The sequence below is a fragment of the Neobacillus sp. KR4-4 genome (assembly GCF_042136325.1).
Classification (GTDB): domain Bacteria; phylum Bacillota; class Bacilli; order Bacillales; family Cytobacillaceae; genus Neobacillus.
In genome coordinates this window covers 68,619-91,272 of the sequence record NZ_JBHHJU010000012.1, presented here as the reverse complement: position 1 = coordinate 91,272, position 22,654 = coordinate 68,619, and the positions used below count along the sequence as shown (strand labels likewise).

23 protein-coding genes are annotated in these 22,654 nt (G+C 36.9%); 8 read left to right on the top strand and 15 right to left on the bottom strand.

Features of this window, described 5'->3' with window-relative positions; translation table 11 throughout:
• Nucleotides 1-63 precede the first annotated feature (63 nt).
• Together ACE198_RS14160 and ACE198_RS14155 are read right to left on the bottom strand one after the other, a co-directional pair.
• A complete protein-coding gene (locus tag ACE198_RS14160) occupies nucleotides 64-1,173 on the bottom strand; it encodes a glycosyl hydrolase family 18 protein (protein ID WP_375375989.1) in 1,110 nt (369 codons plus the stop codon).
• Nucleotides 1,174-1,420: 247 nt separating this feature from the next.
• A complete protein-coding gene (locus tag ACE198_RS14155; RefSeq protein ID WP_251459957.1) occupies nucleotides 1,421-1,717 on the bottom strand; it encodes an antibiotic biosynthesis monooxygenase family protein in 297 nt (98 codons plus the stop codon).
• A gap of 312 nt (nucleotides 1,718-2,029) precedes the next feature.
• Here ACE198_RS14155 and ACE198_RS14150 point away from each other — a divergent pair, with 312 nt between their 5' ends.
• A complete protein-coding gene (locus ACE198_RS14150) occupies nucleotides 2,030-2,338 on the top strand; it encodes a hypothetical protein (protein WP_375375988.1) in 309 nt (102 codons plus the stop codon).
• 63 nt (nucleotides 2,339-2,401) lie between these two features.
• Here ACE198_RS14150 and ACE198_RS14145 read toward each other — a convergent pair whose 3' ends face one another.
• Together ACE198_RS14145 and fabG are read right to left on the bottom strand one after the other, a co-directional pair.
• Nucleotides 2,402-3,592 (bottom strand): acetyl-CoA C-acetyltransferase, encoded by a 1,191-nt coding sequence (locus tag ACE198_RS14145; RefSeq protein WP_098574668.1) that lies wholly within the window; start codon nucleotides 3,590-3,592, stop codon nucleotides 2,402-2,404.
• A gap of 371 nt (nucleotides 3,593-3,963) precedes the next feature.
• Nucleotides 3,964-4,698 (bottom strand): 3-oxoacyl-ACP reductase FabG, encoded by a 735-nt coding sequence (gene fabG / locus ACE198_RS14140; RefSeq protein ID WP_251459960.1) that lies wholly within the window; start codon nucleotides 4,696-4,698, stop codon nucleotides 3,964-3,966.
• Nucleotides 4,699-5,016: 318 nt separating this feature from the next.
• Between fabG and ACE198_RS14135 the strand changes: the two genes are divergently transcribed.
• The 3 genes from ACE198_RS14135 (at nucleotide 5,017) to phaC (ending at nucleotide 7,489) form a co-directional block, all read left to right on the top strand.
• Nucleotides 5,017-5,499 (top strand): polyhydroxyalkanoic acid synthase subunit PhaR, encoded by a 483-nt coding sequence (locus ACE198_RS14135; RefSeq protein ID WP_375375987.1) that lies wholly within the window; start codon nucleotides 5,017-5,019, stop codon nucleotides 5,497-5,499.
• An 89-nt stretch (nucleotides 5,500-5,588) separates the two neighbouring features.
• Nucleotides 5,589-6,332, top strand: a complete 744-nt coding sequence (locus ACE198_RS14130; RefSeq protein WP_098574671.1) for a 3-oxoacyl-ACP reductase — start codon at nucleotides 5,589-5,591, stop codon at nucleotides 6,330-6,332.
• Between the two features lie 80 nt (nucleotides 6,333-6,412).
• Nucleotides 6,413-7,489 carry a class III poly(R)-hydroxyalkanoic acid synthase subunit PhaC gene (gene phaC, locus ACE198_RS14125; protein ID WP_098574672.1) on the top strand — a complete coding sequence of 359 codons (1,077 nt, stop codon included), beginning with the start codon at nucleotides 6,413-6,415 and terminating at the stop codon, nucleotides 7,487-7,489.
• Nucleotides 7,490-7,722: 233 nt separating this feature from the next.
• Here phaC and ACE198_RS14120 read toward each other — a convergent pair whose 3' ends face one another.
• The 3 genes from ACE198_RS14120 to ACE198_RS14110 are packed head-to-tail and all read right to left on the bottom strand — an operon-like array spanning nucleotide 7,723 to nucleotide 10,261.
• Nucleotides 7,723-8,382: a DUF429 domain-containing protein gene (locus ACE198_RS14120; protein WP_375375986.1), complete on the bottom strand. Its 660-nt coding sequence runs from the start codon at nucleotides 8,380-8,382 to the stop codon at nucleotides 7,723-7,725.
• A gap of 21 nt (nucleotides 8,383-8,403) precedes the next feature.
• Complete coding sequence (locus tag ACE198_RS14115; RefSeq protein ID WP_375375985.1) at nucleotides 8,404-9,696, bottom strand: AAA family ATPase; 1,293 nt, start codon at nucleotides 9,694-9,696, stop codon at nucleotides 8,404-8,406.
• A 16-nt stretch (nucleotides 9,697-9,712) separates the two neighbouring features.
• A complete protein-coding gene (locus tag ACE198_RS14110) occupies nucleotides 9,713-10,261 on the bottom strand; it encodes a GNAT family N-acetyltransferase (RefSeq protein WP_375375984.1) in 549 nt (182 codons plus the stop codon).
• A gap of 214 nt (nucleotides 10,262-10,475) precedes the next feature.
• Between ACE198_RS14110 and ACE198_RS14105 the strand changes: the two genes are divergently transcribed.
• Entirely contained in the window at nucleotides 10,476-11,918 is a 1,443-nt protein-coding gene (locus ACE198_RS14105) for a flavin monoamine oxidase family protein (RefSeq protein ID WP_375375983.1), read from the top strand.
• A gap of 53 nt (nucleotides 11,919-11,971) precedes the next feature.
• Here ACE198_RS14105 and paiA read toward each other — a convergent pair whose 3' ends face one another.
• Both paiA and ACE198_RS14095 read right to left on the bottom strand, forming a co-directional pair.
• The gene (gene paiA / locus ACE198_RS14100; protein ID WP_098574677.1) at nucleotides 11,972-12,490 is read right to left on the bottom strand and encodes a spermidine/spermine N(1)-acetyltransferase; all 519 of its coding nucleotides are present in this window, start codon (nucleotides 12,488-12,490) and stop codon (nucleotides 11,972-11,974) included.
• Between the two features lie 25 nt (nucleotides 12,491-12,515).
• Nucleotides 12,516-12,968, bottom strand: a complete 453-nt coding sequence (locus tag ACE198_RS14095; protein WP_375375982.1) for a MarR family winged helix-turn-helix transcriptional regulator — start codon at nucleotides 12,966-12,968, stop codon at nucleotides 12,516-12,518.
• 253 nt (nucleotides 12,969-13,221) lie between these two features.
• Here ACE198_RS14095 and ACE198_RS14090 point away from each other — a divergent pair, with 253 nt between their 5' ends.
• On the top strand, nucleotides 13,222-14,664 hold the full coding sequence (locus ACE198_RS14090) for a L,D-transpeptidase family protein (protein ID WP_375375981.1): 1,443 nt from the start codon (nucleotides 13,222-13,224) through the stop codon (nucleotides 14,662-14,664).
• A gap of 123 nt (nucleotides 14,665-14,787) precedes the next feature.
• Here the strand turns inward: ACE198_RS14090 and ACE198_RS14085 are convergent, their stop codons facing one another.
• The 5 genes from ACE198_RS14085 to ACE198_RS14065 form a co-directional block, all read right to left on the bottom strand.
• On the bottom strand, nucleotides 14,788-15,003 hold the full coding sequence (locus ACE198_RS14085; protein WP_098574680.1) for a helix-turn-helix domain-containing protein: 216 nt from the start codon (nucleotides 15,001-15,003) through the stop codon (nucleotides 14,788-14,790).
• 10 nt (nucleotides 15,004-15,013) lie between these two features.
• Nucleotides 15,014-15,496, bottom strand: coding sequence for a DUF2975 domain-containing protein (locus ACE198_RS14080; RefSeq protein ID WP_098574681.1), 483 nt, complete (start codon nucleotides 15,494-15,496; stop codon nucleotides 15,014-15,016).
• A gap of 225 nt (nucleotides 15,497-15,721) precedes the next feature.
• The gene (locus ACE198_RS14075) at nucleotides 15,722-16,993 is read right to left on the bottom strand and encodes an MFS transporter (RefSeq protein ID WP_098574682.1); all 1,272 of its coding nucleotides are present in this window, start codon (nucleotides 16,991-16,993) and stop codon (nucleotides 15,722-15,724) included.
• Between the two features lie 199 nt (nucleotides 16,994-17,192).
• Nucleotides 17,193-17,669, bottom strand: a complete 477-nt coding sequence (locus ACE198_RS14070; protein WP_098574683.1) for a hypothetical protein — start codon at nucleotides 17,667-17,669, stop codon at nucleotides 17,193-17,195.
• A 424-nt stretch (nucleotides 17,670-18,093) separates the two neighbouring features.
• Nucleotides 18,094-19,503, bottom strand: a complete 1,410-nt coding sequence (locus ACE198_RS14065; RefSeq protein ID WP_375375980.1) for a glycoside hydrolase family 1 protein — start codon at nucleotides 19,501-19,503, stop codon at nucleotides 18,094-18,096.
• Nucleotides 19,504-19,705: 202 nt separating this feature from the next.
• Between ACE198_RS14065 and ACE198_RS14060 the strand changes: the two genes are divergently transcribed.
• Complete coding sequence (locus ACE198_RS14060; RefSeq protein ID WP_375375979.1) at nucleotides 19,706-20,320, top strand: DUF47 domain-containing protein; 615 nt, start codon at nucleotides 19,706-19,708, stop codon at nucleotides 20,318-20,320.
• Between the two features lie 55 nt (nucleotides 20,321-20,375).
• A complete protein-coding gene (locus ACE198_RS14055) occupies nucleotides 20,376-21,362 on the top strand; it encodes an inorganic phosphate transporter (protein ID WP_375375978.1) in 987 nt (328 codons plus the stop codon).
• 105 nt (nucleotides 21,363-21,467) lie between these two features.
• On the opposite strand, the gene ACE198_RS14050 is transcribed toward ACE198_RS14055, so the two are convergent.
• Nucleotides 21,468-22,628 (bottom strand): DUF4317 domain-containing protein, encoded by a 1,161-nt coding sequence (locus ACE198_RS14050; RefSeq protein WP_098574687.1) that lies wholly within the window; start codon nucleotides 22,626-22,628, stop codon nucleotides 21,468-21,470.
• Between the last annotated feature and the right edge of the window lie 26 nt (nucleotides 22,629-22,654).

Here is a 22,654-nt window from a genome sequence, read left to right as displayed (position 1 = left end):
TGTCTTTATTATATAAAACTTCGGGATTTGATTGGAATCACTTCTGGTTTCTTGACCATTCCATCACTTTTTTACTTTTATTTTCTCGGATATGGTCGTCCAGTACATCGGGTCTTCTAAGCCAAGTCTCCAAATCCCTATTCCCCGTAAGTCATATTTCTCTACAAGATTTAGCTTAAACCGCAGACTGTGGCTATTCTCAAACCAAACCTGGTGGCTATGATTTTTATCATCTACGTAACTGAAATGAGGTGTTTTCGTACGAGAGTCCCATTTAACTTTCGCTTTATATTTTGTTTTCTGACTCATTAACATTGCATAGGAGCTATACAAGGCTTTGTTTGCTGTTGTATCCCAGTCCCATCCATAAGTAGCGATACCGAGTAAAATTTTGGAAGGTGGTACTTTATGTTTCAAAGCATAATCACTCGCTGCTTCTATCCAATTGACTGATGCTGTTGATCCGGGTGTTGTTCTTGGGTTGTGTTCATCGTATGTCATAATCATTAATCTATCTGAATATTGACCAAGCTTTTCGTAATCAAACCACGCTGACCAGGGATTAGCACGGGAATCACCTGTGTTTGCCGGAACTGAAACGGTTACTAACTTTCCGTCACGATGTAGTGATTCAGACAAATTCTTTATCAATAAACTAAAGGAATCTCGATCAGTCAAATACAAATTTTCCATGTCAATATTAATCCCGTCATAGTTAAACTGATGCATTTCATTGCGTAAGTTTTGAATGAAAACATTGCGGTTTTTATCGCTTTTAAGGATATTTCCTGCTACACGCTTTCCCTTCTCCTCCGTTCCATAAAAAAGATTATGTACAACCATATATACCTTCAGGTGTTTTTCATGTGCACTTTGAATAACCTTTCTTTTATGATCTTCGGTAACCGAATCCATAAGTTTGCCTGGTCGTTTATCATCAAGCTTATACCAAAAGGGTGCAATGATACTTAAATGATTGAAATGTGATGTAACGGTAGGTTGAGACCCTGGTAACGTGCCTTCCTGTTCTGTATAGAAACCTAATACCTCGCGAGTAGTTTTATTCGTACTGTATTCTGCCTCTTTTCTTTCTGACTGACTGCAGGAAGACAAAAGTAATAAGAACATGCTTAAAGAAAGGATCGTGAATGACCGATAACAATATTTTCCCATCATGCACCTTCTTCTAATTCGTAGTTTTGGATAGAAATTGTTTTGTCAAAAAATTTAGCCCACTATCGAATATACAGTAACTTGCCTCCCTATATTAGGTATAATGTTTCACAATTATGTAAGGTAGAAAAATAAATTTTGCTTGTTGATGTTTTCCTAGCTCAACTTTAAGAAAAGAATAAATGAAGTGACAAATTGATATGCTAAAACTGATCTGATCACCATAATAAAATCTTTGACCTCTAAGCTAGAATAGCGGGATGTTCTCAAAATGTTCCACAGTTGGAAAAGGATCATAAAAATGATGTAATAAGTTTTTCCAATCTTGATACTCATTGGATTGTCTAAATCCAACGGTATGATCTTCTAGAGTTTCCCACTTAATCAATAATAAATATTTCCCCTTCACTTCAAGACAACGCTGTAATTCGTGAGATATGTATCCTTTCATGGATGCGATGATTTCTGAGGCCTGACGAAATGCCTCCTCATACTCCTCTTCCATCCCTGGCCTAACCGTAAGCATAACCGCTTCCAATATCATGTAAGTCCCACCTTTCATAATTGTAAAAATTAAATTAATTCTATCATATAATTCTAAGGTTAATTGGACCTAAAAATATCTCACACCGAGAATCCCTCCTAAAATTATCCTTTTTTCAGGTGAAAATTCACGAATATTTCATTTTTTATATGCGCTTCATGTATTTTTCGTCACACCTTTTATTCTTTGGCGGAGATACAATCAATCTGAAGCTATCCCATTTAAGGAGTTGAGAGATCTCAAGAGTTAAATAGATTAGTAGTGCAGTAATCATACATATGATTCTTAAAAAAACTTAAGGAGGGCAATCTATTGTTCAATTTATTGATTTTCGGGTTAATTGCTATTACCCTGGTGTTGCTAAGTATCTTTATGGATGGGCTGATGAGGCTATATAAGGAAGAAAAGGAAGCAGAAAAAAATAGGGTTCGCGATGGAATGGAAGGATATTTACATGGTATTGGTCCTGTAAAAATCTTCAAAACAATTCATGATGCCGATGGCAATATAAGATATTTGGTATATTTGCCGCAATATGAGTGGTTCAAAGCACCCACCTACAAATGGTATGAAGTCTATGCCACACATAACGGCTTCCAGCACATCGAAGTAGAAAGATAATCTGCACATAGTAAAATGGCTTGGAGTAATCTCCAAGCCATTTTTGTGAAAATCTATTCTTTATTACTTAATATTTTCGATGATGGTTGCTACGCCTTGTCCACCGCCAACACATAATGTAGCTAAACCATATTGGTTTTCTCTTTTCTTCATTTCATGAATTAAAGTTACCAAAATTCTTGCTCCACTTGCACCGATTGGGTGGCCAAGTGCAATCGCACCGCCGTTAACATTTAGTTTTTCTTTACTAAAATGAAGTTCGCGATCAACTGCAATTGATTGAGCAGCAAATGCCTCATTTGCTTCAATTAAGTCAATGTCTTCTAAAGATAAAGACGCTGAATTAAGAGCTTTTTTCACAGCTGGGACAGGTCCGATTCCCATAATACTCGGATCTACACCTGCAGAAGCATTCGCTTTGATAGTTACGAGAGGAGTAACTCCTAATTCCTCTGCCTTTTTACGGCTCATCACAACAAATGCAGCCGCACCGTCATTAATGCCTGAAGCATTAGCAGCAGTAACAGATCCATCCTTTTTAAATGCAGGACGAAGTTTACCTAAACCTTCTGCAGTTGCTCCAAAACGAGGGAACTCATCTTGGCTGAATAATGTTACTTGTCCTTTTCTTCCAGGTACCTCAACAGGAACGATTTCATCAGCAAAGCGATTCGATTCAATCGCTGCTTGAGCCTTTTGCTGACTCCATGCAGCAAATTCATCCTGTTCTGCACGTGAGATTTCATACTTTTCAGCAAGATTTTCAGCTGTGATTCCCATATGGTAGTTATTTTCCGCACACCATAAACCGTCTTGAATCATGCTGTCTAACATTTTCTGATCGCCCATTTTGAAACCGTTGCGTCCGCCTTTTAACAGGTATGGAGCTTGACTCATACTTTCCATTCCACCTGCAACAACGATTTCAGACTCCCCAGCAAGAATGGCTTGTGTTGCTAAGTGAACAGCCTTTAAGCCTGATCCACAAACCTTATTAATGGTAAAAGCTGGTGATTCTTGAGGAATACCCGCTGCAAGAGAAGCTTGTCTTGCCGGATTTTGTCCTAATCCTGCTTGTAATACGTTCCCCATAATAACTTCATCCACATCATTTGGATTAATTCCAGCTTTTTCAATAGCTGCTTTAATGACAGTTGTACCTAACTGAGTGGCTGATACATTTTCTAAACTCCCTAAGAAACTACCAATAGCTGTTCTTACGGCACTTACAATGACAACTTCATTTACTGACATTCTGATCTCCTCCAAAGCTGATTTATGTATTTGAATAATTCCTCACAAATTTTACACCATTTAGCCCTACTTTTTGCGACAAACAATTCGACAAATTCAGAGTTATGTATTTATTACTTTCACCCTTTATTAATCAAAAATCTATTAAACTTTTTTAAAAATTAGGGATTAAACCAATGAATGGCAACGGAAAATGTCACATTCAAAAAAAACAATAGTGTAAGGGCACTTATGTTGAAATACATTAAAAAATGACGAATTTTGTAGAAAAATATTTATTTGAATTATTTTTCAATATTATTTATTCAAAATATTAACAATAAAAAAGAGAGAGAAAACCAAATTCTCCCTCTTAGCTTTGGCTATGCAATTTAAATTACTAATCCCCCATCCACACTTAAGATCGTTCCGTTTATATAATTGGCTTTATCTGAAGCCAAAAATAAGTACGCTGCGGCAATGTCTTCTGGTTTTCCAAGTTTCTTGAGCGGTGTCTTTTCCTTCATAAACTCAAGGACTTTATCTGGCACGGCAGCCGTCATGCCTGTTTCAATGAAGCCTGGAGCGACTGCATTGACCCTAATCCCTTTTGGACCAAATTCTTTTGCCCAGCTCTTGGTCAACCCAATTACACCAGCTTTGGTTGCCGCATAATTTGTTTGACCAATATTCCCATATAAACCGACCACTGAGGATGCGTTGAGAATAACCCCTGCCCCCTGCTTTAACATATAAGGAGCAACCGCTTTCGTACATTTAAAAACCCCGGAGAGGTTTACAGAAATTACTTTTTCCCAAGCGGATTCATCCATTTTTGTAAGAAAGCCGTCTAGTGTAATTCCAGCATTATTGATGAGAATGTCGATTCGGTCGTGCTTTTCTACTGTGGCACTGACCATCTTTTCAATCTGTGCACTGTCTGTTACATCCACTTTAAAAAACGCTAACTTTTCACTATTTAATTCTTCTAATGCATTTTTCCCAGCTGACTCATCATAATCACAAATTACAACACTTGCACCCTCTTGAAGAAATTGTTTTGCCGTTTCTTTGCCGATTCCTTGTGCACCACCAGTAATTAACACGACCTTTTCATTAAATTCCAATACTATCACCTCATTTTTACTATTCTCAAAAGAACAACTACACTCATCATCATCCCAAGGCACATTGATAAAGAAAACAACAAAACAATTATAATAAGGGGGACGAAACCCATTATTACCATTTTTAACCATAGTATGCTGAATTCTTTCTACTTATAACTTTTGTTAAATTCCTAGGTCATTTCGCGAAAAAGTGAGAATTTTGTCAAAAAATGAAGAAATGTATTTTGTGAATTTTTAAACTTTCTCCTTTTAATATTCCAAACAAGTTAGTATGATGGATACGTCAACAAAAAAGTAATCAAGGAGGTAGAAAGAATGAACCAAGATTTTAATTTTTATGATATGTGGAAAGATTTTTATTCCCAATCTAGTAAATTATTTGATGGAAAATTGGGTACGGAAGACTTTAATGTTTATGATATGTGGAAAGATATTTATTCCCAATCCAGCAAATTATTTGATGAAAAATTCGGCAATGATTACCCTTCTCAAGGGATGGGACAGTTGTTGGAGATGAATCTTCAATTTAAAAAAATGATCGATGAATCTACATTAAAATATTTAGAGTTTATGAATGTTCCATCTCGAAATGACATCGCTAACATTTCATCGTTAATTGTTAATGTGGATGCAAAAGTTGACGACCTTGAAGAAAAACTGGAACAAAAATTAGAAAATAATGAAGGTCAGTTGTCATTTAAATCAGAATTGTCAAATGTTAAAAAAGATGTGAAGAATTTGGATAATAAATTGAATCAAATTCTTACTCTGTTAAATACACAAAAAGAAAAGAAATAAAAACGGATTACATATTAGCATGTAATACAAAATAATGGATTAAACCAGCAGGATTATTTAAACAACTACTATAGATGAGGTGCAGAAAAATGACAGAATTAAAAGGCAAAGTAGCGATTGTAACAGGCGGCAGCAGAGGTATCGGTGCATCGATTGCATTAGAACTAGCTAAGAATGGCGCGAAAGTTGTTATTAACTATAATATCCGCAGAGAATTAGCAGATAAAGTAGTAGCAGAAATTAATGAGTTTGGTGGAGAGGCATACGCTGTTCAAGCAGATGTTTCAGAAAGTAATGAAGCAGCATACCTTGTACAAGAAACAATCAATCATTACGGCAAATTAGATATCCTTGTAAATAATGCAGGAATTACAAGAGACAGCACGTTCAAAAAATTGAGCGAAGAAGATTGGAGAAAAGTAATCGATGTAAATTTAAATAGTGTTTACAACAATACTTCTGCTGCTCTACCTTACCTTCTTGAATCAGACGCTGGCCGTATTATCAACATTTCGTCCATTATTGGCCAAGCAGGCGGCTTTGGACAAACCAACTATGCAGCAGCAAAAGCAGGACTCATTGGATATACTAAATCACTTGCTCTTGAGCTAGCTAAAAGCAATGTAACTGTTAATGCGATTTGCCCTGGATTTATTGGTACTGAGATGGTTCAAGCCATTCCTGAAAAAGTTCTTGCAGGAATCGTTGAAAAAGTTCCACAAAAACGTTTAGGTAAACCAGAAGAAATTGCTCGTGGTGTCGTTTTCTTATGTAAAGATGGTGACTATATCACTGGTCAACAATTAAATATTAACGGTGGACTTTACATGTAATTGTCATGAAGGTACAACTTTCTTTATATATTAAGAGAGTAAATAAATTTTGTAAGGAGTGAACAGTCATTAACGTTTTGATGCCAAAAGAATGGAATGGTGTACTCGAATTTGCGCCTGAAAAGTATCAAGAGATGTATCAACGTGTCTACAGGGCAACTCAAGTGTTAACGACCGAGCCTGAACCGGAAGTAGCACCTACACCGAAAGAAGTTGTTTGGACTAGAAATAAAACGAAGCTTTACCGGTATATTTCTGACCAACCAAAAAAATATAAAACTCCCCTTCTTTTAGTTTATGCTCTAATCAATAAACCATATATCTTGGATTTAACTAAAGGTGGCAGTTTAATAGAATATCTAGTTGAGCGTGGGTTTGATGTTTATCTCCTTGACTGGGGTACACCAGGTTACGAAGATAGAAATATGAAACTAGATGATTACATTATGGACTATATCCCTCGTGCAGTTCGTAAGGTATTGAGAAAATCTAAAGCTGAGGAAGTATCGATTCTTGGTTATTGCATGGGTGGAACAATTACGTCTGCATTTGCGGCACTACACCCTGAATTACCAATTCGCAACCTTATCTTTATGACTAGTCCGTTTAATTTTGAAAATAGCGGTTCATATGGTCCGATGCTGGATGAGCGCTATTTCGATATTAATAAAGTCGTAGAAACCCTTGGTGTGATTCCACCAGAAATGATTGACTTTGGAAATAAAATGATCAATCCAATGGGAACCAACTTTGGACCATTAATTAGTCTCGTAGAGCGTGCTGATAATGAGAAATTTATTAAAAGCTTTAAACTTCTACGAAAATGGTTAAATGACGGGATTCTTTTCCCTGGTGAAGCCTACCGTCAGTGGATTAGAGACTTCTACCAAAATAATAAACTGATCAAAGGCGAAATGGTTATTCGAGGTAAAAAGGTTAAACTTGAAAATATCAAGGCTAATGTGCTCAATTTAGCTGGGGTAAACGACCTAATTGCCCCGCCACATCAAGTTGAGGCATTGATGAATGTGATTTCAAGTAAGGATAAAGAATTTAAAGTGTTACCTGTTGGACATACTTCGATTACTTTTGGCAGTCAAGCCACAAAAATAACGTACCCAACGATAGCGGATTGGTTAGAAGAAAGATCCAACTAAACCAATTTTAAATGAGTGTCCCTATAGGGGCACTTCTTTTATTTTATCTAGTGAAAAAGTAATGGCAGGTAAACAATTGGGCAATAGTGGTAAAATTAATTATAGGTAATTTTTAGGAAAAAAACAAGTACAATATACAGAATTTATATTAAATTTAATGAATTCAAATAATTTAGAAATAATAAACCGTAAAGAAAAATACCACAGTATTAAATACTGTGGTAGGAATACGGCTAACAACAATATCCAAAAGGATGCAAAGGAGGATTTGGCGGGAATGACCATTTTGGCTGCAACGATGGATCCCTCCAATGCCATGCTCCTAATGCAGCAGCACAGGCATCAATCAAATGGCTTTCCTCATCAATAAAAACAGGAAGATTGGTTAATTTTTGCTCCGCAAACCAGTCTCGAATCCAGGTTCTTGCTGTGAGAATTTGTTTGTAGCTCAAGACATATTCCAGATCCCCTTCAAGAAGTCTTGATCCAATCACTGCACCTGGATGCACCTCCACAATCGAAATCGCATATCTTGCAGCTAGATTCCCTATTTCTCTACTAAGCTTAATTCCTCTAAGAGTAAGATATACCATTCGATTTAAAGTTGGCGGCATGATGGATCCAGGTCTCATCCCAATTGAGACAATATACTGACGAAGCTGTTTATCCCCTTGCCGATCCCCTCCCCCATCTTCATACGATAAAGGGGCATCGATCCCGATAACGACTTCATCTAATTGACTTTGAGTCTCTACTTCTTTTAAAATGTCCAAATCCCCTATATTCCTAATTAATTTCAAGAAATTTAATTGACCATTTTGTTGGTTAAATACAGTCAATACAGTATCTTTGTGATTACTTGGACCCGCTAAATCAATACCAATCACTCTCATAAGCAAACCACTTTATAAAAATTAATACTCATCACTAAACCCTGAAAATCCAATCGAGGCAGAAGAAAGATCTTGATCCCATTCTTGTTTTTGTTGTTTTTGCTGCAGCGATTTTAAATCCGCACAAAGACGTTTCACATCCACTTTTTGTTCATAATGCCATTCAAGGGCAATCGATGTATATAATTCATTAAGCTGCGCATAGGAGAAATCCTTAGTCGAATCAATGACCTGTTGAATCTCGTCCTCTGAAAGAATTCGAGCAATATTCTTATTTAATAAATACTGGTAACGGAGCTCCTTCGTCGGCACATGAATCTCATACGCACGGTCAAACCGGCCAGAGCGATTCATGAGTGCAGGGTCAATTTTTTCAGGATAATTTGTCGTCCCAATAATGAAAATGCCTTCCTTCGAAGTAGCACCGTCTAAGATGTTCAAGAAGACAGAACGGACACTCGCAGGCATGGAATCAATATCCTCAATAACTAATACCAATGGTGTTAACTTCAATACCGATGTAAAGACCTCTTTTATGGTATAACTCGATGTAAATTCTGTGATCTGCCAATAAGCAACTGGAGCGTTAATGCTGCTGGCGATCGATTTCACGAGGGTGGTCTTACCATTACCAGGCTTACCATAGAGCAGAATTCCGCGCTTATAAGGAATGTCATAGGTTTTGAAAAACTGGCCGCTTTCCGAGAAGAATTCGTCAATCGAACGGTAAATTTCACGCTTTAATGAATCCTCTAAAAAAACATCTTCTCTTCTAACCAATGTAGTAATACTATCAATCTCTGTTTCCACACCATCTTCCGTATCCGTAAAAACAGTAACATAGTTCTTAATATATTCTCTTTTTCTTTTCAGGACATACTTCAAAAAGGCTACTAAGCACGCATCATTTTTGGCAAAAATAAAATCACGAGTCATTTCCCCATCACTTTGATAAATGACTAATCTTGCTAGCGCCAACTGATAGTTTGGATAGTAAAAGAGACCGTTGATAATCCGTGGTTTAATAATCAGCTCCATCACCTTATCGGTATGGTTAGATGAGATGGTCTTGGTCTCCCCTTCTTTATAAATATGACAAATCAATTGTACTTCCGGAGATTCCTCTTTCAAGTCTTCCTCAAGAATATCCCAAATTTCATTGGAAGTATCTTCATCAGAATACATTTGAAAGTCGATTCCCACTTCATTAACGAGTTTTTCTTGAATGGTAGAAACGATTTTGCCGTAGTCGTAATAATAAGGGAATGCTTCCCGGTCGATTTTATTAGTGTCAAACAAAACATTATTTTTCATCTAATTCTCCTTATTCTTATAAGTCATGAAACCTTCCCATCAATATCGTATGATAGTCATTTCCATCAGATAGGATCTTGTCCTTTTTTAAAATACCTTCCACTTCAAAACCAAATTTTTCATAGAGTTTAATGGCTTTATCATTGGTTTCGAGAACAGCCAACGATATTTTCTTAACTCCGTTTAAGTCCGCCCATTGGACAGATTCTTGTAATAAGTTTTTCCCGATTGCATATCCCCAGAATTCTCTTAAAACACAGACACCAAATTCCACTTTATGTGCAAATCTTTTCAATTTGCTTCCTTCGCATCTGGAAAAACCTACAATTCTCTCATTGACCTCAACAACTAAAAATATATTACTCTTACTTTCTGTATCTTCTTTAATTATCTGTTTGAAACCTGATTCATCAATAAACGCTTCGCCTTTTTCTCTATCCAAATTCTCTGTTTCCCCATCGATCTGCAATCTAACTTCTGACAAGCTCATTGCATCCGTCTCATTTGCAGACCTAATGATATAGCGTAAATTATTCAAAAAATATTCCGTCGGTTCTACTCTCATAACGATCCCCTCCTTTTAATAGGACCATATTCTCATAATTGGAGGGTCCTTCTCTCCTATGTTATAGCACATACGTTTAGTAAAAGAAATGGTTGATTTTCTTTATCCGTAAAGACAAGACTTGAGAGTCATAAATTGCACATATGCAGCCTTTTCCCTGTATATAATGCAATAAGGCAATTATTGGGAAACGCAAAGGAGGTTGCCCCAATAGATGAATTCCCCATTAACTGAGCAGCAAATGCTGACCATCATTAAAAAAGGTCTGAAGAAATCTCAAAATCCTAAACAGATTATGATTATTGGTGCAGGGATGGCTGGACTCGTCGCGGCCTCTTTATTAAAGGAAGCTGATCATAGTGTCACCATTTTGGAAGCAAATGATAGAGTGGGCGGACGTGTTTATACAATAAGAACGCCTTTTAGCGAGAACTTATATTTTAATGCCGGACCGATGCGAATTCCCGAAAAACATCAATTAACCATTGAATATATTAAAAAATTTAAGTTGCCTACCAATCTATTTATAAACCGAACTCCAAATGACATCCTCTACGCCAATGGCATTAAAACAAGGCTTCAATTGTATGAGAAGGATCCCAGCATTTTAAAATACCCCGTTACTCCAAATGAAAAAGGAAAATCAGCGGAAGAACTTTTGTTATCTGTCGTCCAACCGATCATCGATTTTATAAACAAAGATCCAAAAAAGAATTGGCCTCTTATAGAAAAACAATATAGAAATCTATCGTTAGGCTCTTTCTTAGACTACTATTTTTCTGTCGGTGCAAATGATATGATTGGTGTGCTTATTGACTTGGAAGCGTATATGGGGATGACCTTTGTAGAGATATTACGAGAACTCATCATCTTAAGCGGAACGAAGAATTTTTATGAAATAACGGGTGGAATGGATCTATTGCCTAAAGCCTTTCAACCACAATTATACGAAAATATTTTGTTTAACCAAAAATTAATGAAAATATCTCAACATCAAAACAATGTAACCATTCATTGTAAGCACCAGAAGACCGATCAGAGCTTAAGCATGACTGGTGACCTTGCCATCGTGACTATTCCATTTTCAACGCTCCGGTTTGTGCAAGTCGAGCCCTATGAATCCTTCTCCTATTTTAAAAGGACAGCGATTCGTGAACTCAATTATATGGCCTCCTCTAAGATTGCCATCGAGTTTAAAAGTAGATTTTGGGAGAAAGCAGGGCAATTAGGTGGTAAATCAATCACCGATCTGCCCATTCGATTTTCCTATTATCCAAGCTATGGTATTGGTTCAAAAGGACCTGCGGTTGTTATTGCGAGTTATACTTGGGCAGATGAGGCTTTAACCTTGGAGAGTCTATCTGAAAGAGAGATGATCCAAATTGCACTAAAGAACTTGGCTGAAATATTTGGGAATCAGGTTTATTCAGAATTCGTTACAGGTGCAGCTTTTAGCTGGAGTAAAAACCCATATTCTTGCGGAGGTTTTACCTCTTTTGAACCGGGTCAGGACGTTGAGCTATATCCGTATATTTCTAAACCCGAGGGAAGAGTACACTTTGCTGGTGAACATACCGGCCTTACCCACGGCTGGATTCAAGGGGCAATTGAATCCGGGATCCGTGTGGCAAATGAAGTGAATGACATACCTAAGTAATTTAATATAAAAGGCTGCGAGGCAGCCTCTTCTTTTCCTATAAATGATAAGTTTTATTTTAGCGTTTTTGTCATAATAAAATCTATTTGTTCCTCATCACCCATATAAAAAGAGTGTGCGCCAGTTTGAACAAACCCCATTTTCTTATAAAAAGCAATAGCATTTTCATTTTTTTCCCATACGCCCAGCCAGATTTTCTTTTTATTACGTTCGATTGCTATTTCCATAGCTTTATTTATCAAATATTTTCCAAGCCCGTGTTTTTGAAATTTGATCCCTATATAAATCCTCTCGATTTCAAGTGATTCATCCCCCATTTCCTCAGACTGAGCCTCTTTGGTATTGATTTTTAAATATCCAGCGACCTCTTTATTAAAATATACAAAAAAGAATTCAGAAGAAATATTGGATAATTCTTTTTCTATTTGATTTAAGTTGAATGCCCTTTCTAAATAGGCTTTCATATTTTCGGGTGAGTTCTGGTCTTTAAATGTTTCATTAAATGTTTCGTAACTAATTTCTTGTAGTGTATGTAAATCTTCAAGGGTACACTTCTTTATGATTATAGTCATTTTAATTTTGTCACTCCTTTATTAACTAATAATTTCTCTTGTTCCCCTTTTTTACAAATTCCCAGTCTACTTCAATATTTTTACGAACTCTTTGAAGAAGAGTAAACATGGTTTCTACTTCCCTTTCGGAAAATCCCTCTAATGCTACCATGTTGGAATAATCATTTTCTCTTCTTATGAAAGGATAAACATAATTCCCTTTTTCCGTTGGAAAGAGTTTTTTTATTTTCTTGTTTTGTTGGTCCTCTTTTTTTTCTATAAAACCACTCATTTCAAGTTTTTTTATCGCACGAGCTGCAGTTGTTCTGTCTACCTTTATCATTTCAGCTAACTTCTCTTGAATGATTCCTGGATTTTCACATATTCGAACAAGGTACAAATACTGCCCTTTTGTCAGGTCATATTCTTTAAATTCTATATTACTTATCGAATCCAAGGCCCTTGCGATCATTCCAATTTCGCGTAGAATTTCTTTCATGATTTTTCTCCTTTCTTCGTTTTTTTGTTGCATTTACTACAAAAAGTAATATGAATAAAATGTAACCTAATTTTATTGCATTTACAACAATTAAATAAATTTAATCAAATACAAAATCTGACAATGTTCGACGGTTACATTTGTTAGAATAGTTGTATAAATGTAATCAAACTGTAATCTATGACATAAATACATAGTTTAAGAGAATGAAATATTTAAAGCTTGGATATCATCAGATTTAGGAGGGAACTTTATGGAAAGCACAGCAGTAACTAAAGAAATGGACTTAAAACTCGAAAATTCAGTAAAGTGGTTCGCAAACTGGAGGTTTATTACCGGAAGTCTTCTCTTCATGATCATACTCTTGATTGCAGCAATCTGGTACTATCAAGCAAACCATTTTAATTCAAATATCAAGATTAATGGGATAAACGTGGGTGGAATGACCGCTGATCAGGCATTAAAGAAATTAAAAACTACTATATTGAAAAATACCGTCTATGTCGGTGATCAACAAGTTTTCGATGGAAAAGATACAAAAATGAGATTTATGAAAAGTGACCTGCCCCAAGTCAAAAAAATACTAAAGGGCCAGTGGACGTTTTTTCCTTCATCAAAAGCGAATAAATATTCCTTATGGCCTAGTAAACAAGATCAATATCGAAACGAAACGTTGAAAAAGCAAGTGGAAGAAAAGCTGTTAGCCATGAATCAAACGTTAAAAAAGCCAAAAGATGCGGAGGTTCGTTTAGTAAAAGGTCAAATAGTTGTCACTAACAGCGTTAGCGGAGATCAGTATGATGTCCCTAGTCTTTTGAAGGACTTTGAAAAACACAATTATGTTAGTGAAATCTATCTCAATCCAGTCTACATACAGCCCATTAAAGAATACAGCGAGTTTATAAAAAATCAACAGAAAATGCTAGAAGAATTCCTTGTGCAGACCGTTGATTATAAAGTACAGAACAAAGTTTTTAAGTTATCCGCAAAAGAATTAATTAAAAATGCATCTATTACAAAAGATTTGCAGATTAAGATTAATGATGAGGGTGAGGTTAAGAAAAAGATTGCTGAAATTAACCATTCTCAGTCCACACTAAACAAGGATTTCACATTCAAGAACCATTCAGGTTCGGTCATATCGGTTAAAGGAAAAGGCTATGGCTGGGCCATAAATGTTGATAAAGAAATCCCCCGTATTGTGAAAGCTTTTGAAAGTGGGAAGAAATCAGTTTCCGCCTCGAATATTTACGGAAATGGATGGAAAGGTGAAGGCTACGGATATGACACTGTCAAGAACAATGGGATTGGCAATACGTATGCTGAGGTCTCCATAGCAGCGCAGCGAATTTGGATTTACAAAAATGGGAAGTTAGTCGTCACAACGAATGTGGTTACAGGCAATCATAGTACCCAACATGATACATCACCAGGAGTGTGGTATATCCTTTATAAGCAAACACCTGCTGTCCTAACGGGCAGAGAAAACGGAAAAATTACCTATCAGACACCGGTTCAATATTGGGTCCCTTTTACGAATGACGGGCAGGGATTCCACGATGCCAACTGGAGGTCAAACTTTGGTGGTAATATCTATAAAAGCAATGGATCCCATGGCTGTGTCAACACCCCGCCTAGCGTTATGAAAACGGTATATGACAATCTCAGCACTTATGATCCGGTTGTCGTTTATTGAGGCATTTGTAAAGACTGAAGGAGCAGCCCTAGAATGATGTATGGCTCTTTTACGTCTTTGCTTAAAATCCTATATAAAAAGGAGAAACATTCCATCATGTTTCTCCTTTTTTAACGTATTATTTTAAGGGGTTTCATCGCTTTTGTACTCTAAAATATCTCCAGGTTGACAATCCAACGCTTTACATATTGCTTCTAGCGTGGAAAAACGAACCGCTTTTGCTTTCCCATTTTTTAGAATGGAAAGGTTCGCCATTGTAATCCCAACCCTCTCCGAAAGTTCAGTTACGCTCATTTTCCTTTTCGCCAGCATCACATCAATATTGATTATTATCGCCATTGTTCTCACCTCAGACCGTTAAATCATTTTCTGATTTTATATCAATCGCTTCTTTCAAAAGCTTCTGGAGAACAGCTGCAAAAACTGCAATCACAAGTGAAGCAAAGGGAACAATCAATCCGACAAAGATGACACCTGGGGCGTCGTCTTTATCCGCAAAGAGATAGAATAGCGGTAAGACGAGTACATGCAAGATACTGATTGTGATGGCACATTGTTTGATTTTCTTTAATGCATTTACAGACAATTCGGAGAAAGCTTCATTTTTGTCAATATGGCGTAACAGTTTGAATGCTTGGTACAAAGCAAAGTAAAAAGGAATCGCTGATGCATAAAAAATAATGGAAACGAAATATTTTATAGAAGAAAAATCAGGTAGCAATTTTGCTGCAAGATTTCCAAGCTCAGGTACCAAAAAGATGCACAACGCAAGAACTGGAATTCCTATAAAAATAACAGCTACCTTTAAGAAGAGTGTCGTAACTTGTTTCATAAAAGCACCTCACATAATTAATTATAATCTGATTTTATATCATTATTTATCGTTTATCAATAAAAACTTATTGGTTTTAATTATATACTTGTTGTTATAAGTATATTCTTTTATTTTTAAATAGTAAAAAGCATTCCTTCTTTGCAAAGAAATGCTTTTTTACTTGTATCGAGTTAATTTTATTATTTAATGTTTGTAGTTGTTTTGCGATTACGGCCCTTTGTCTTAGGCTTTATAAGTTTGACTCACTTCAACTTTTACATTTTGTTTTTTTATTACAATCACAAATAGGCTGGCTAACAAGCAAAACATTCCTGCTAGAACAAAGGCCCATGTATAGGATGTGAAGATATTATAGATAATCCCTGCTCCACCGGCTGCCACAGCAGAACCTAATTGGTGGGCAGCAAAGATCCAGCCATAAACCACGACACTTTTTTCAATCCCAAAAATTTGCCGTGAAATGTTAATCGTTGGTGGTACAGTTGCGATCCAATCTAATCCATAAAAAACGGAAAAAATAATAAGTAGCGTAATTGAACCTTTGGCTAGTGCTAAGGGAAGTAAGACGAGTGAAGCCCCTCTTAAACCGTAATACCAAAACAGCAGCCACCGGTTATCAAACCGATCCGAAAGCCATCCAGAAAGAGTGGTTCCAATTAAATCAAAAATCCCCATAAACGAAAGCATCGAAGCCGCCGTGACGGCCGTAAATCCAAAGCCAATACAATAAGAAATAAAATGAGTACCAATTAATCCACTTGTTGAAAGCCCGCAAATAAAGAAACTGCCTGCAAGTAACCAAAATTCCTTCACTTTTACTGCTTCAAACAATGTACGAAAGGCGATAATGATTGGATTATTCTTTACAACGACTTGCTGTCCAGGCGGTTCTTTTTCTAATCCATAACGAAGCAGCCCTATTTCTTTTGGTGAATTCTTCATAAAGAGTAGGATGATAATCAACATAATGAAGCTCAGGATAAGAATAAAACCAATTGCCCATTTCCAGGAAGATTCTTCGATAATAATCGCTAACAGCGGTAGAAGGATTAGTTGTCCTGTCGCTGTACTCGCAGTCAAAATGCCAACTGCAAGTCCCCTTCTTTTTTCAAACCAATGATTGGCAACATAAGGGCTTAATATCGTTAAGAACAGCCCCGATCCAAGGCCAATGATTACTCCCCAAATGATCATTAATTGCCAAGGTTCCGTCATAAAAAGAGTCAGCAAAACTCCAACCATTAGTGTAGACATCGCCAAAACCATCATTTTCTTTAAACCAATTTCCTCTAACAGCGCCGCCATAAAAGGGCCAGAAAACCCGTATAGCAGCAGGTTAAGGGCAAACGCCATCGAGATTAGTGAACGATCCCATCCGAAGGCATTTTCCAAAGGGACAATCAAGACCCCTGAGGAGGATCGAACAATTCCTGCTACGATAATAGAAAAAAATGTGATCAATAAAATAAACCAACTATAATGTATCCGTTTCAAGTCTTTTTATCCTCCGGTTGTTGGGAATTTTCAGAATAAGTTTATAATAACATACCTGTCAACAGTAATAGTTCATCCATAAATCCCTCCAAGAGTCCATGACAGTGCACCTTTTTTTTAGAAGAAAGCTTTTGAAATGAAAAGCCCGATTTCCGCTTCAATCACGAAGCAAAATCGGGCTTGTTTTTTGTTGTGGGAATCAATTTTTACTTCTTAGAATCTCATTCACGGTGGTTCTCATGGAATAAATAACGGTTTTCTTGTAATGCGCAGCAATAAAAAGAACTCGGATTTGTTCGGACCGCGATAGTTGTTTAAAACGAGGTTCTTGCTTTAAAAATGAGCGGACGATTGACCAGCTGGCCGGCATTAAAGGAAAGTCATCCAGGGGTTGTTTGTTACGGAATCGATGAAACCACGAGAACATTCCAGTGGAACTACTGCTTTTATCGACTATACAGGGAGCGTAAATATTTTTCGTATGTTTTTTAAGGGATTCGAATCGATCTTGCCCGCTAACAATAATATAATTGCCATCTTTGCGATTTTTTTTGACAACCAACACAAACATGCAATCCCACATGACTCTCTGCAGTCTCTTAAGGTGCTCTGTAATTTTCATCGATAAATCTGGCTTAATCTTGGTTAGAGGAATATACTGGATCGTGAATTTCATACTCAGCCCCTCCTATGTTTTCATTTTCCTTCCCTCAGTTTCTTATAGCAGGTGCGTTATACTATTGAAATCCGTTTTTAAGATCCCTATTTAAAAATGTATGATGAAGGGCGCATGTCACATACGAAGTATGTAAAAACAATTCAAGAGGTTTCCGGTTATTATAAGTCATGTGTTAGGCCCCAATCTGGTAAATAGACGGAAAATTTCCGCTTAATTCGTAATTATCATTAAAAAAGGCATAAATAGGCGGAGAGATTCCGCCTATTTACTCAAAAAATTTGAAAAAGTGAGATTTTTCTTTGCATAACAGGAAAAACTCCGCTTATTTACCCCGAAACGAGCTCCATTCTTCATTTAACCGGAAATTCTCCGCTTATTTCTTTTGCTGGTTAACTATTAAAGAATCAAGGGATTCTTTTCTCTACAACTCTTCTCCCCGAGTCTCAATAATATGCTTATACCAATGGAATGAAAGCTTTTTCTTTCGGTTTAAGTGATCCTTATGATCCACATAGATAAATCCGTATTGTTTTTTATACCCATTTAACCAGCTCAAAAGATCAATCACAGACCAGGCATAATACCCTTTCAGATGGATGCCTTCTTTAATCGCACGCTTAACGACTTTCAAATGTTCCTCAATATATTTTATCCGTGGCACATCAACAATTTCACCCTCGATGATCGGATCTTCATCACCCAGGCCATTTTCAGTGACATACATTTTAATATCACCATAACGATCTTTTAGCATATGCAGGCCGTCTAAGAATCCTTCCGGCGAGATTTCCCAGCCCCATTTTGTATAGGTTTTATCCTCCATCTTCACAGTTCGATAGAAATAATCAAAAGACGGGTTTCCTGGTGCTAAAGTAGAGGTTTCTCGTGAGTGTTCCAACGATGATGCAGTTTCATGATTTTTTTCCACTCGGATTGGCTGATAGTAATTAAGTCCAATAAAATCATTTTTACTTGCATTTCTTTTTAACGCATTAAGCTCTTCTTCTGTCCAGATTGGTGTCCAGCCCTTCTCCTCTAACTGCTCAACCACATAGGACGGATATTCTCCTTTTAAAATAGGGTCATAGAACCAAAAAGTTTCATATTCATTGGCATGTCTTGCTGCCAATACATTCTCAGATTGATTATCGACACTGAAGGCAGGTAAGAACACATGGGTAATCCCGATCTCTCCGTACTGATTCAGTTCCTTATAAACTTCTACCGCTTTTGCATGGGCATAAAACACATAATGCGTTGCTTGGAAGTATTTTTTCTCATCGTTTTGAATTCCAGGTGGATGTGCTCCTTTTAAATAGCCTAATCCTGTAAACATCACTGTTTCATTAAAGGTAATCCAATGTTTGACACGATCCCCGAATGCCTGATAACACACTTCTGCATACTTCACAAAAGCTTCTGCTGTTCGTTTATTCGTCCATCCTCCGTCTTCTTCGAGCGTCAATGGCAAATCCCAATGATACAGGGTAACAAAAGGAACGATTCCATACTTTAAACATTCATTAATGATATTATTATAAAATTCCAAGCCTTTTTCATTAACGTCCCCGTCCCCTGTTGGTAATATCCTCGCCCAAGAAATCGAAAACCGATACGATTCAAGCTCCATCTCTGCCATTAATTTAATATCTTCTTTATAACGATGATAATGATCAATCGCTACATCTCCGTTCGTCCCTTCATATGTTTTCCCTGGAAGCTTTGAAAAGACATCCCAATTGGTAACACCTTTCCCATCTTCATTCCATGCACCTTCTATTTGATACGAAGCAGAAGCTGCTCCGAATAAAAAATCATGTGGAAACTTCATTTTATACCCTCCTTTCCTTAAAATATGACTGCAAAAATCTGATAAAACACAAAGATAGTATCTACAGTAATGGAATACTTTAATGCAATTCCATCCTCATTAATTGCTGAGATAAAATTGAATTCCCTCATAAGCTTGAATCGTACAGTCCAATTAGGAAATATTAAGTTTGTATAATTAACAAAAATGTGGAGGTCATACTATGGCACGAAAAAAAGACAAGTTTGCCGTTTATTTGGGAAATATTGCGACGAATTTAAAAGAAAGTGCAAACTATTTTGCTGATTATAAACTGAAAAATGTAAGTGACCTGAAGATTTTTTCCGAAAAAATGAAGGAATATGAAAACAAGGGGGATTCTTTAGTCCATGAAGTGATCAAAGATTTACATAATGCGTTTATCACCGTTATCGAACGTGAGGATATTTTAACACTGACAATGAGTATGGATGATGTTTTAGATGGCTTAGAACATACTGCTGCCTTGTTTGAAATGTATTCAATTATTAATGCTGATGATTATATGCTTCGGTTTGTTGAAGCCATCCGAAGCTGTGCGATTGAAATTGAAACAGCTGTTGAAATGCTGGCATCAAAGAAATTACAAAATATGAGGGAGCATGCAATTACCATAAAAGATTTGGAATCGAAATGCGATGCGATATTACGTGAATCCATTACACATTTGTTTGCAAATGAAAAAGATCCGATTCGTATTATTCAATATAAAGAAATCTATGAAGAACTTGAAAACATTGCAGACTTCTGTCAAGTCGTCGCCAATACATTGGAAAGTATTATCATGAAAAATGCATAATCACCTTCCTGATAAAACTTAGGTAAATTCAAGTCAGTCCATTTTGGAGGAATAAATGACGATTATCGTTATCATCCTTATACTTGCGTTAATCTTCGAATTCATTAATGGTTTCCATGATACCGCAAACGCCATTGCGATGTCAGTTTCTACAAAGGCCTTATCACCGCGATTTGCCGTTTTCTATGCAGGCGCCTTAAACTTTGTCGGTGCTTTAACTTCACAAGCGGTTGCGAAATCAATAGGCGGAAAGATTGCCGATCCTTTCCAAATAGAAAATGGATTGTTAATCGTCATTGCTGCACTGATTGCCGCGATTTTTTGGAACCTTTTAACCTGGTACTATGGGATTCCTTCTTCATCTTCCCATACGTTAATCGGTTCAGTGGCAGGTGCAGTTATATTTGGATCCGGTTTTGATGCAATAAACTGGGAAGGATTCACCGATATTATTAAAGCCCTAATCATTTCGCCCTTTTTAGCATTTGGTGTTGGATTTATCATCATGAAAATATTAGCGATTATCTTTAAGAATGCCAATCCATATCGAGCAACGAGAGGCTTTCGGGGATTCCAAATCATCGCCTCTGGGCTAGCGGCATTTTCTCACGGAGGAAACGATGGCCAAAAAACGATGGGGATCATTGTCTTCGCTTTGGTGGCAGGCGGATTCCAATCGACATTGGATGTCCCGTTTTGGGTACAAGTCCTCTGTGCTGGTACTATCGGTCTTGGTACCATGATTGGTGGAATGCGGATTATTAAAACCGTTGCTAAAAAAATCTTCAAAGTAAAACCAATCAATGGATTTGCCGCAGATTTAACCTCATTTGCCGTTTTACAAGGGGCAACCATGTTTGGACTCCCCGTATCAACGACACATGTGTCTTCATCTGCGATATTAGGCGTGGGATCGTCCAAGCGGTTTAAGGGTGTGAACTGGGGAGTCGCGATACGAATAGTTACAACGTGGGTGATTACATTGCCTATATCAGCATTGATAGCCGGGTTGGTAATGATGGTATTAAAACTTTTCATATAAGAATATATCAATTATCGTAAACATAAAAAGAGAGGCCAAAAACAATTGAAAATCCGTTGTTTTTGACTCTCTTTTTTAAAGTTTAAGGAGCCTGTCCCTATAAAGCTACAATGTTTCTGTTTCTAGTCGAAAACCTTCCACGATGACATCTTCATCGATCTCCAACAGTAGGCATCGTTTTCCTTGATACATAATATATTTTATGTTTTTAAGGTCTTTTGGGTCGATAGATAAATTTGCCACATTTGTATCGATCTTTATCTTTTTAGGAATTAAATTGCTTGCTTTGAACTCATGGGTTTCGTCTGCCAGCACATCTTTAAAGGCATGTTCCACTTGGGCAGTATCTACGTTTTCGACCCCGCTTACTTCTAAGATGCGTCCAATGTCTTTATAATCCAACATAGGGGCTGCACTTTCTTCGTTTTCTTCATTCTCTTGGATCACTTTATCAATTTCCTCATAAACATTGGAAATGACTTTGGAATCCACTTGATCCCCAATTACTTTTTTTAAAATCAGTTCAAAACCATCTTTATCTTCGTCTGCCGTGATGATTTCCTCACAATTAAGGACCTGTTCAATAAACGTAAAATCCGGTTCATTGGCTTTCCCCGCACAATAAAGAATATGGTTTACGTCTGAAGAATTGTCATTAAATGCAGGGAAAAGAAAGCCAGACATTGGAGATTGCAAATTAATGATTGGATCAAAGACCGTATTCGATTTAAATTCTTTCTCGACATAATCAAATAGCAAGGCCTTTTTCGGCTGATCCGTTCTATTAAGACTGCAAAGAATGAAATGGTTGGAATAGACTTCGTCATCCCCGCCTTCTTCTGATTCTGAATCCCGCTTCCTCGTCGGTTTACGATATTCTCCGCGGATAAACGTCACGACCGTATCAAATTCATACACCGTATGAGCAAACATTTTTCCAACCATAGCGAACATGTATTCCAGCCAATCTTCGGTTGTGTCAGCCTGTAACCCATCATAGAGAATCGACTGAGTGCTGTCTTCAGCATCACGCTGGAATTTTAGCTCGAACAGTTTGGAATCAAGTTGACCGGTCAAAACCTTTTTAAAATTTCCTAAAAACAATTCTTGTGTTTCTAGTTCTAACATTTGAAACGGTTGACAAACGTGATGATAAATCTCCCCTGATTCTTTCTGAACATAGACATTGTAGATTTCATGAATGGCCAAGAGATCATTATTTAATTTAAATTGCTTGCGAATAGCAGCGACGTCGTTTTTATTCATCTATCTCAACTCCCATCCCTGATTAT